This is a genomic window from Kamptonema sp. PCC 6506 (assembly GCF_000180455.1).
Taxonomy (GTDB): Bacteria; Cyanobacteriota; Cyanobacteriia; order Cyanobacteriales; family Microcoleaceae; genus Kamptonema; species Kamptonema formosum.
In genome coordinates, this window is sequence record NZ_CACA01000371.1 from 1 (window position 1) to 10,671 (window position 10,671).

The window sequence follows — 10,671 nt, forward strand, 5'->3', positions numbered from 1 at the left end:
AAATCTTCCCTATCTTCCCTACCTTTCCCATCCTCCCCATCCTGGCCCTTAATCTTCCCCATTTTCCTATTCATTCTTCAACCAAGGCAGAAGAACGACGACGACGGCGGCGATTCAGAGGTTCTTGCTCCTCCTGCTCGCTGGATCGAGAAGTTTCAGCAACACTAGAAACTTCACCGCTATGCTCGGAATAGTCATCGCTGTCTTCCTCAAAATATGCAGAGGAAACTAAAGAGGCGGCTGCATAATCTGGCTCTTGCCTTGCATAATCTGGCTCATCCTTTGCGTAATCTGACTCTTGCCTTGCGTAATCTGACTCTTGCCTTGCGTAATCTGGCTCTTGCCTTGAGTAATCTAGCTCTTGCCTTGAGTAATCTGGCTCTTGCCTTGAGTAATCTAACTCTTGCCTTCCATAATCTGGCTCATCCTTTGCATAATTAGACTCTTCCCCAATCTGCTCAGTAACGATCGCAGATTCTGCCTCCACTGGCGATCGCTCAACCTGCGGTGCAGTTCCCCCTTGTCCGGGAAGCGTTACCGAAATAATCGCGTTCTTGGGATTTTTCACCGTTCGATCCAACAGTAGCAACGGAGAAACTCCCATCAAAGCATAGACATCTTGTTCCTCTGGAGTCATTTCCACCGCAATCACTTCCGGCGGTTCTACCATTGGTTTCATGAGTTCTGGTCTAGCTGGTCGCACCCGCTCCAAATCGTCGCGATCGCGTCGTTGGCCAATAGTACTGGCAATGGGGAACGTCTCGGAACTTGCCCGCACTCCTGGAACTCCCAAGTATTCTCCTCTGGAATCAGCCATTGAAGGTACGCTTGGCACCCGTAACTTACTGCGCGTTGGCTCCTCCTCCCTCACAGGCAGATTACCCTCTCCCAGGCGTTGGCGCGATCGGCGGCGGCGGGCCCCATTCCCTAAATCCTGATAACTAGGGTGATTAATCAAATCCAGGGATGAACTGCTATTCCCATCGAAATCTAACCCCTCGTTCTGAGCTTCCCAAGCCGCCCGTGCAGGCTCAAGAGAGCGCTCTTCCCTAACAGGCCCAGGGGATTCCCCGAAGCTATGGCGGGGAGTACCAGTCAAACTGCGGCGTTCTGGCACTTCTGGCACTGTCGGCAATATTTCCGCAAAAGCGGGGCGAGGTAAAGAACGGTTTGAGGCTGCGGACTCACGCGCTGTAGAAAAGTCACGCACTGCTGGAGCTAGCTCATCTTCTCCTGGAAGTTGGACGAGATGACCCAATCCGCCGCAAGAAGGACAAGTGTGACCGAACAATTCATAAATATTTTGACCTTGGCGTTTGCGGGTGAGCTCTACCAACCCAAGTTCAGATAATTGGGCAATTTGTGGTCGTGCTTTGTCAGCTCTAAGGGCTTTATTGAAATGTTCTAGCACCTGTAACTGGTCGCGGCGCGATTCCATATCGATGAAGTCCACAATGATCACGCCAGCAATATTTCGCAGGCGCAATTGTCGGGCAATTTCCGTTGCGGCTTCGCAGTTAGTCCAAAGTACGGTTTCGCGGGCTGTAGCTGAGCGGGTGAAAGAACCAGAGTTGACATCAATCACCGTCAGCGCTTCTGTGGGCTGGATGATGATATAACCCCCAGAGGGCAAGTCCACTCTAGGTCTGAGGGCTTCTCTAATCGCGGGGTTGACGCGGAAATATTCCAGCATCGGAATCCGTTCGCGGTGGTGGTCGATCAGAACTCCCGGCGGTAGTTTGTTTCCATTCCAGGCCATTAAGTGCTGCTTGACGCGCTTAATGCCATTTTGGGAGTCCACGACAATTCTGTTCACGTCGTTGCTGAACATATCCCGCAGTACCCGCTGGATGAAATCATCGTCACGGTTGAGCAGGGCTGGAGCTCGAGTGGAACTACCTTCTTGTTGGACTGCTTCCCACTGCTTTTGCAAAACTTCTAAGTCTTCTATGATTGCCTCTTCTGTCATCCCTTCAGCTTCGGTGCGGACTAGCAACCCCATACCGGCAGGTTTGACTAAAATTGCTAGCGCTCTGAGGCGGTTGCGCTCGTTTTCGGATTTGATGCGGCGGGAGAGATTTACGCCCCGGCCGTAGGGCATTAGAACTAAGTAGCGTCCGGGAAGAGTAATGTTGCCCGTGAGTCGGGGGCCTTTAGTTCCCGTTGGCTCTTTCATCACTTGGACTAGGACTTTCTGCTGGGGAGCAAGCAATTCTGTAATCGCGCCTGCGGAGCGTTTCAACCGTAGGGGCCCTAAGTCGGTGACGTGCATAAAGCCGTTGCGATCGGGGTCGCCAATATTGACGAAGGCTGCGTCTATTCCGGGTAATACATTTTCAACAATTCCGAGATAGATATCGCTGACTTGGTGACTGCCAGTGGCGACTACGAGTTCTTGGATTTGATCTTCGGAAAATACAGCAGCAAGGCGATGCTGCTCCGCTATAACTATCTGCTTTGGCATTCAATTTCCTCAAATTTTTGCAGCAAGTTTAAGACACCTACGCTGCCCGTGCCTATGACTTTGGCTGTGATTGGTAGCTGCTTGTTAACTGTTAACTGTTAACTGTTAACTGTTAACTGTTAACTGTTAACTGTTAACTGTTTGTAGAGTTTAGATTTGTTTCTTAGTTGAAACCGACTATCGGCTCATAACTAAAATTATCTAAAATCTACTATCTAAAATCTTAATTTGTTCGTCAAATAGAGCAATTTTCTAACAATCTCAGACTAGCTAGAGCCGATTGATTGTTGAGTAAGCCCAGGCTCAATGGTGAGTCGTTCGCTTGAACTAATCGATATTTTTGCTCTTCCCCTCATTGGAGGGTTTGGCGTTGGATTTAGTCAAGAATGCACAAAAAGCTCGAAGTCTTGCCCAGAAGTGAGTTGCACCCAGCCCGCGTTGCTGGTTGACTCAGCGGCTTGCGCTAACAGCACTACTGCCACATCAGCTTCCTAAACACAAAGCATCTTAATTGGCACTTTCTGACAAGGGGATTCTTGCTTCACTGAGCCGACCGATCGCGGCATCTTTAACAATGCCAATTTTATCCCTTGGTAAAAACCAGTGGTATCGGCTATCTCTTGACAACCGTTTTGCTTCTGCTGCTGCTACTGTTGCTGCTGCTGGGGCTTGATAGAAACTATCCATCACTGCCAAAAAACAGTTAGGAATCTAATTCCTGCTTCTGCGTAGGGGTCGGCCCCTTCTACTTCACAGGCATAAATTCAGGTCGAGCCGACCTTACTAATTATACAATTCGTAATGATAACTTTGCGTCTTAACCATTATTTTCAGCTCCTTTAATCGCCGCGTCCCTTTGAACCTTATTAAAGGCGAGCTAGTTTTAAGACTACCAGGATATCAAGCCCAATCTTTGTAATCCGCTCAAAGCGGTAGCATTAGTTTTCTGCTATTTGCAATGATAGCACAACTTGCCTTAATCAGACAAATTTATGGAGTTTTAGACAATTTATTAACCACCTATTCTTCCTATTAAGAAACAAGTTTGCTTATGCTCAAGGCTACTGCTAAAAAACTCAAGTGATGTTTGGAGTTGTTTTGAACTCGCTAGATAACTAACGATCTTATAGATATAGTCACCTCTCCACGCACTATAGCATTATTCAGAAAACAAAACCGGGATCGAGAAACCTAGCTAAGGATGAGCTGGTTACGGTGGGTGGAAAGGAGTTGAATTTCCTGCGGGCTGACTTGTTCGAGCATATAGATGATATGCTCTGGTCGCATTATAGTGCCGTCGTTACGGCAACTGCCGATGCAGCGAAGGAGGGTAATTTCAGAGTTAGTTTCGCAGCTATTTGGGCTGTTACTCAATGCAGGTACAAGTTCCAATTCTTGCAGGCGATCGCGCAAATTGACGCTTTGCACCTTGCCAGACTTTGAGGTTTGCTCCCGCCAAAAAGCCGTAGCTGCTTTAATTTCCTCTACCCAATCTGCCCATCGGGGCTGAGGTTGTGGAAATTTGCCCTTACCTTCTAAATCCTCTGGCGATCGCACTAAACCTACTGTAATCAAATACTCGGCCTGCGTCAATAACTGGGTAGCGGAGGGAGCTTTGACATCAACCTCTTCAATTTTGTAAATGGGAATATTTTCGGGTAAATTAGCTGCCAGTTTTTCTCGAAAAAACGCCACGTCTACAAGTTGAGTCAGCTCAAAGTCCACAATTTCACCGCTACTGGTAGCGCCCAAAGGTAAGGCATTAGCTGGAGAAATCCGGGGACTAGGACGAAATCCGCCAGTAAAGGAAATCGGCAAGGAAGAGCGCCGCAGAGCGCGGTCAAATAATCTTACCAAATCCAGATGACTGACTAAAGCCAGATCGCCCAGCTTACCAAACCACACCCGCAAGCGCTGTTTGCGCTCTTGGTTGGGGACGAAATGACCTGCAAAGGGAGGAATCGAGGGAGGCACAACAACAATGTTATGACCGAAATCTGTCCCGCAGACACCACAGTGGGAACAGCCTTCAAAGGAACAGTCGGGAACTGTAGCTGCTTCTAGGGCTCGTTGCAAGTCAGTTTTCAGCCAAACTTTGTCAATGCCTGTATCTATATGATCCCAAGGTAGGGGGCGATCGAGAGCGGGAGGTGAAGAAACTTTATCCTCAAAACTTGCCTTGGTAACGCCTGCCTCTGGGGGGTCAATGCACTGGGATGGCGGCGTGACCTCACCTTCCATCACATTCCATTCCCCATTATCTACTAGGCGGTATTTCCAGCTTAATCCAGATTCTGCGATCGCCTGCGTCCAAGCGCCAAAAGCACGGTCTAAACTTTCCCACCAAGCATCCATTCCTGCGCCTAATTCCCAGGCGCGGCGGACAACTGGGGCTAAGCGGCGATCGCCCCTACCGATAAAGTCTTCCATCGCGGAAATCCGCACATCGGTAAAATTTACCTTAACCCCTTTCATTCCCCGAAATTCTGCCTTCAGTAAGGCTTGTTTGCGCTCGAACTCAGCGGTAGAGACTGAGTGCCACTGAAAGGGAGTGTGAGGCTTGGGCGTAAAGTTAGAAATGGTCAAGGTAAAATTTAACCGTCTGCGCCCAGATGCTCTACATTCCTGATGTAGCCAGCGAATTGTCTCCGCAATACCAATTACATCAACGTCCGTTTCTCCAGGCAAGCCGATCATAAAATACAACTTGATCTTGTCCCAGCCTTGCTCAAAGGCAGTTTTAACACCTCGCAATAGTTCTTCGTTGGTCAAACCTTTATTGATAATATCCCGCATCCGCTGAGTGCCAGCTTCCGGGGCAAAAGTCAAGCTACCTTGTCGCGTACCACCCAGGATGTTAGCGATATTTTCGTCAAATCTGTCTACCCGCTGGCTAGGTAAAGATAGGGTGATATTTTCGTCTTTGAGGCGATTTTTGATTTCTAAGCCTAGTGCTGGTAGTGCTAAATAGTCGGAACAACTCAGGGATAAAAGCGAAAATTCGTTATATCCTGTGGCTCTCATGCCTTGTTCGATCGCATCTGCAACTTGTTCGGGTTCGACATCCCTAGCGGGACGAGTTAACATTCCCGGTTGACAAAAACGACATCCGCGAGTGCAACCCCGGCGAATTTCGATGGTGAGGCGATCGTGTACTGTCTCGACGTAGGGCACTAAGCCGATGGAGTAGGCTGGTATAGGAGTTGCTACCCGCCGCAAAATTCGTTCGGGAACATCTGGCCTTGTGGGGTACACGGAGCCATCTGTTGCCATTTCGTAGAATTGGGGGACGTATACGCCGGGAATTTGAGCTAAATCTAGCAGTAATTCTTCGCGGCTCAAGTTATTAGCTTTGCCCAATTCTAGGACTAAACCAATTTCAGGAAGTAGTTCTTCCCCGTCTCCCAAGGCGATGAAGTCGAAAAAGTTGGCGTAGGGTTCGGGATTAGATGTTGCTGTTTGTCCACCGGCGAAGATTAGGGGCCAGGATGGGGGAGGGATGGGGGGAGGATGGGGGAGGGATGGGGGGAGGATGGGGGAGGGATGGGGGGAGGATCGGAGGGGAGGATGTGGAGAATTTTGCTTTTCTTGTGCATTAGCATTCAGCTAATGTCTTCAACCTTACTCTCCTAGAGTAATAAATCCTTTTAGCAATCAGACTAGGGACTAGAGACTTAACGACAAACGTGGACTATGGATTATCGAGAAGCAGGTGTAGATGTCGAGGCCGGTAGAGCCTTTGTGCAACGTATCAGGAATATGGTGCAGAGTACCCACCGACCTGAAGTTTTAGGCGGGTTTGGCGGGTTTAGTGGATATTTCAGCGTCCCTAGCGGTTTGAGCGAACCCATTTTAGTCTCCGGGACGGATGGTGTTGGTACAAAGTTAAAATTGGCACAAATTCTAGATTGTCACGACACAGTAGGAATTGATTTAGTCGCCATGTGTGCTAATGACGTACTCACATCAGGGGCCGAACCGCTGTTTTTTTTAGATTATTTAGCTACTGGCAAATTGAACTCAGAACAACTTGCTCAAGTAGTTGCTGGTGTTGCTGAAGGATGTAAGCAGGCCGGCTGTGCTTTGCTAGGAGGAGAAACCGCAGAAATGCCAGGTTTTTATCAACCGGGAGAGTATGACTTAGCGGGGTTTTGCGTTGGTATTGCAGAAAAGAGCAAATTGCTGGACGGTTCCCAGGTACGGCTAGGAGATATTGCCATTGGATTATCTAGTAGTGGCGTTCACAGCAATGGCTTTAGTTTAGTTAGAAAAATTGTCAGCAGCGGTGGATTTGACTGGAGTTTAACACCTCAAGAATTAGGCGGGAAAAGTTTAGGGGAAGTGTTGTTAACTCCAACTAGAATTTATGTTAAACCCGTCCTAGCAGCACTCCGCACTGGTCTGCAAATTACGGGGATGGCTCATATTACTGGGGGAGGTTTACCTGAAAATTTACCTCGATGTTTGGGGGCAAATCAATCTGTAAAAATTGATATTAATAGTTGGCAAACTCTTCCTATTTTTGAATGGATTGCTAAGGCGGGTGAAGTTAATAAAATGGAGATGCTTAATACTTTTAATATGGGGATTGGATTTGTTTTATTAGTTTCGTTAGCAGATGCAGCACAGGCAATTAAATGGTTTGAATCTCAGGATATTTCTGTTGCTCAGATTGGGGAAGTGATTGAGGGAAATGGGGAATTAGTAATGGAAATTTAAACTCTGTTTGTAGCAGCATTTTGTAGCACTATTATCATCATATAATGATGATAATAGCGCTACAAATTTTTTACCAGAGCAATAGAAAAAATATTCTACAATTCTTCATTGTTTCAGAGGAAGCTGAAGGCTATATCATTGATTTTATAAAGTGCTAGGCTAGATTTATCAATTGACACTTAAAAGTTTATTTGTCTTAATTTCTAATGGTAACATTACAGTAAAAGTGGAACCGACACCTACTTGAGAGACTAACTTTATTTTGCCTTGTAAAAGCGTTACTAGCCGAGAAACTATTGCTAATCCAAGACCGGTGCTGTCGGGAGGGAATTGGTAGCGATTAGGTTCTCCAACTTGGAAGAAGGGTTCAAAAATTTGCTCTTTATGTTCGGGAGCAATGCCTATTCCAGTATCTTTGACTGCGATTGACCAGCGTTCATCTGGCAATAATTCACAATTTAATTCGATGCTACCAACTTCGGTGTAGCGAATGGCATTGCTGATGAGATTAGTGAGAATTTGCTGAAATCTATGGGGGTCAGTGATAATTTTATCAGGTACACTATCGTTTTTTAATATAAGTTTTAATCCCTTATCGTCAGCTAATGGCTGCATGGTTTCTATGACGGTATTAATTGTAGAGATGACATTGATTGGTATCAGCCGCAATTTGATTTGTCCGGCTTCGGCGCGGGACAGTTCTAAGGCATCATTTACTAAGCGGAGTAACTGTCTGCCATTCCGCAACACTCGTTCAATATGTTCAATCTGAGGGCGGGTGTCTCTCACCTCTGTTTCCCGTTTTTCTTTACGTAAAAATAGCTCGGAATAACCGATAATTGAGTTAAGAGGTGTTTTGAGTTCGTGAGCTAAGTGAGCGAGGGTTTCTTGATTAGCGTTTGCTAAGCGATTAAGTTCTTGATTTGTCAATGTTAATTGACTTTGAATCTGCTGCAATTCTCGCAGTCGCTCGTCAACATAACTTTTAAAACATTGCGCGATCGCTTCGTCCAATACAGCATCAATTAGACGCATTGTTCGCATTACTTCGGGTACAGAGGTGGTTAGCAACTCTGGTTCTAAATGAGTAAATATCACTTGTCGTAATAAACGGTATTCCTGGGCTACTTCTGAGGGATCGTATCCTTGTTCGGCCCGCAATAATCCGTGTTCTAAACTTGCACTTACTATCAGTCCAATTTCACTTTCTTGAGTTTTGGACAGTACGGTTGCCATTGCAACTAATACGTGAGGAATATGATCTTTTACTGCTGAATGCGGTAAAGTATCGGCACTTTCGATGTGTCTGTCTTGCCGAACGGCTTCAACCCAATTGGTGAGTATGGCTTCAGTTTTATCAGCTAACAGTTTGCTACAGTCCAGCATGGTTAGGGTGGGGGGAGGATTAGGGTAGGTATTCCCTTTGGATTATTGTAGTTGACCTGCTGCAAACTGGCAGAGCAAAACTTGAAGGCTCCACTAGCAAAAGACACAGAATTTACAATCAGTAGATTGCCTATCCTACAAAGAGGCGCTGGCTACCGCTACCAAAACTTACTTCCTAAGACCTATTGACGTAAAAGTGTTTTAATTTTACATTTTGACTTTTTAATTACGATCGGAGAAGGACATTTCTCAGTCCTAGCCCGTCAGCTAACTTCGTAGGCATTGAGAAGAGAAGGACTAACGGAAGAAGCGAGTGCGATCGCCCAAATAGTCAAGCCAGAAACCTTGGAAAAACCCGATATTACCGTCGGCTATGTACCAGTAAACGATTGTGCGCCATTTGCGATCGCCTGGAAAAAAGGCTTCTTCCGCAAATACGGTTTAAACGTCAAACTCAATCGGGAAGCTAGCTGGGCAACATCCCGCGACGGCCTCATATTTGGGCGACTTGATGCGTCCCCCGTCGTATCAGGAGCCGTTACAAACGCCAGAGAAAAGAGTCTGGGCAGTCGTACTTAGTTCTTCAATTTACGAATACTTTGTTCGCTACCTATCTGCTGCCGCTGGAGTCGATCCGCTCAAAGAATTTCGGATCTCCGCTCAAAGAATTTCGGATCATTATTATTCCCCCGCCGCAGATGGTGACTAACGTGCGAATTGGCGCAATTTTCGCACCCACGCAATCGCCAAGAATTGCGGGAATCTAAGGAATATTACGAACTCCGCAATCATGCTTTAAATTTTCTCGATCGCTACTTTACACAAAACGAGTAAATTAAGGTATAATTATATAGTCTTGCATCGTTTCGCTCGGAAGCTGGGTTTTTTCCGCAGGCTCGAATCCAACTTACTGCCCGAATCCAAAACCAGTTCCTAGATCGTCGCTAACTGTAATTATTTAGTGGGTAGCCTAATCGCAATTGAAGCAGCAGTTAAAATCTGTCAGCTTTAGTTTGAGAACGGAGGAACCAATTTTAGGGGCTAATCTCTAATTCTGATAAGAGAGAGACACTTTCCAGTCTTAGCCCGTCAGCTAACTCCGTCGGCAATGGAAGGAGTACCCAAGACTTTAGCTTTGAGAGCATTTGTCTTTGGAACATCCTTGGGGATGTCGCTGTAAATTTTATAAATAGTGGCTATTCCTACTTGACCCACATTTCATTCGCCATTGTTTCGTTATAACAGGGGTTAAAACTGTGAACCTGAAGTCAATGTTAACGCGCCTTGAAATCGCAATGGGTCGTCATGATTTAATTGAGCAAATGGTCTTACGACCAGAGCCAAGATTTCCTGATTTTAAAAAAGCTAAATCTGCAAAATCCGTCAACTTTATTGTTGGTTACAACAGCTCTTCTAAAAGTCAAACTGCTCTCGATATTACTTTGTGGATGGCCCATCAAACTCGTTTAGCGACTAGCAAAGAAGTCACCGTTCAAGTCGTTTATGTGGTTGATGAAGCTCGAAGTAATCATCCTCAAAATCTCTGCAACTTTGCTGAGGAAAATAATTCACTAATCCATCAACAGCAGTGGGGTTTAAATGAAGTTACAGCTACTCAATGTGCTGCACCTACCTTAACTCTGCCGCTAGCTGAAAATCAGTCAGGACGCTCGCGAACAACCTTCCTAGATCCATCTTACTTTCAAGCAATTTTTTGCCAAAACAACCAATTTGAGCAAGCTGATAAACTGTTGTGGCAAGCACGCTGTCTAGCTGACGAATGGCGGGGTTTATTTAAAGCTCACCTCCGATTTGGGAGCGTTAGCTCGGAACTAAGACAAGTTGTAGAATCGGAAACTGCAACACTGCTATTTTTAGGTTGTAATTCTGTTAATCATCCGCTCGTGCGGGAACTAGGTTCTGATTTTCCTTGCTCAGTGCTAGGTATTCCCTCCATGCTTTATTCTCACGGGGATTTCTACAGTGAAGAAGCTGCAAATCAGTTGATGTTTGAGACGGCCGTATCTCTACATTAAGTTTTGGATTTTGGATTTTTGGATTTATTGTGTAATCCAAAATCTAAAACCGAGGCTTTAAAATTA

General features: G+C 46.0%; 7 protein-coding genes and 1 riboswitch. Of the genes, 3 read left to right on the forward strand and 4 right to left on the reverse strand.

What is annotated here, in order from left to right; translation table 11 throughout:
• Nucleotides 1-70 precede the first annotated feature (70 nt).
• The 3 genes from OSCI_RS26930 to OSCI_RS26940 form a co-directional block, all read right to left on the reverse strand.
• Nucleotides 71-2,464, reverse strand: coding sequence for an Rne/Rng family ribonuclease (locus tag OSCI_RS26930; RefSeq protein WP_007358404.1), 2,394 nt, complete (start codon nt 2,462-2,464; stop codon nt 71-73).
• A 507-nt stretch (nt 2,465-2,971) separates the two neighbouring features.
• Nucleotides 2,972-3,151, reverse strand: a complete 180-nt coding sequence (locus OSCI_RS26935; RefSeq protein ID WP_019487697.1) for a hypothetical protein — start codon at nt 3,149-3,151, stop codon at nt 2,972-2,974.
• Nucleotides 3,152-3,655: 504 nt separating this feature from the next.
• Entirely contained in the window at nt 3,656-6,070 is a 2,415-nt protein-coding gene (locus tag OSCI_RS26940; protein WP_157135595.1) for a TIGR03936 family radical SAM-associated protein, read from the reverse strand.
• A gap of 87 nt (nt 6,071-6,157) precedes the next feature.
• On the opposite strand from OSCI_RS26940, the gene purM reads away from it, so the two are divergent.
• Nucleotides 6,158-7,183, forward strand: a complete 1,026-nt coding sequence (purM, locus tag OSCI_RS26945; RefSeq protein ID WP_007358406.1) for a phosphoribosylformylglycinamidine cyclo-ligase — start codon at nt 6,158-6,160, stop codon at nt 7,181-7,183.
• A gap of 168 nt (nt 7,184-7,351) precedes the next feature.
• Here purM and OSCI_RS26950 read toward each other — a convergent pair whose 3' ends face one another.
• Nucleotides 7,352-8,569 carry a sensor histidine kinase gene (locus OSCI_RS26950; RefSeq protein WP_007358407.1) on the reverse strand — a complete coding sequence of 406 codons (1,218 nt, stop codon included), beginning with the start codon at nt 8,567-8,569 and terminating at the stop codon, nt 7,352-7,354.
• Between the two features lie 282 nt (nt 8,570-8,851).
• On the opposite strand from OSCI_RS26950, the gene OSCI_RS26955 reads away from it, so the two are divergent.
• The gene (locus tag OSCI_RS26955) at nt 8,852-9,148 is read left to right on the forward strand and encodes an ABC transporter substrate-binding protein (protein ID WP_007358408.1); all 297 of its coding nucleotides are present in this window, start codon (nt 8,852-8,854) and stop codon (nt 9,146-9,148) included.
• 411 nt (nt 9,149-9,559) lie between these two features.
• Nucleotides 9,560-9,692: riboswitch (cyclic di-AMP (ydaO/yuaA leader) on the forward strand.
• A gap of 148 nt (nt 9,693-9,840) precedes the next feature.
• Nucleotides 9,841-10,605, forward strand: coding sequence for a hypothetical protein (locus OSCI_RS26960; RefSeq protein ID WP_007358411.1), 765 nt, complete (start codon nt 9,841-9,843; stop codon nt 10,603-10,605).
• Nucleotides 10,606-10,671 lie beyond the last annotated feature (66 nt).

Bases quoted from the DNA above. Each gene is read 5' to 3' on its own strand.
- OSCI_RS26930 (WP_007358404.1), bottom strand. From the start codon at position 2,464: ATGCCAAAGCAGATAGTTATAGCGGAGCAGCATCGCCTTGCTGCTGTA.
- purM (WP_007358406.1), top strand. From the start codon at position 6,158: ATGGATTATCGAGAAGCAGGTGTAGATGTCGAGGCCGGTAGAGCCTTT.
- OSCI_RS26935 (WP_019487697.1), bottom strand. From the start codon at position 3,151: ATGGATAGTTTCTATCAAGCCCCAGCAGCAGCAACAGTAGCAGCAGCA.
- OSCI_RS26950 (WP_007358407.1), bottom strand. From the start codon at position 8,569: ATGCTGGACTGTAGCAAACTGTTAGCTGATAAAACTGAAGCCATACTC.
- OSCI_RS26960 (WP_007358411.1), top strand. From the start codon at position 9,841: ATGTTAACGCGCCTTGAAATCGCAATGGGTCGTCATGATTTAATTGAG.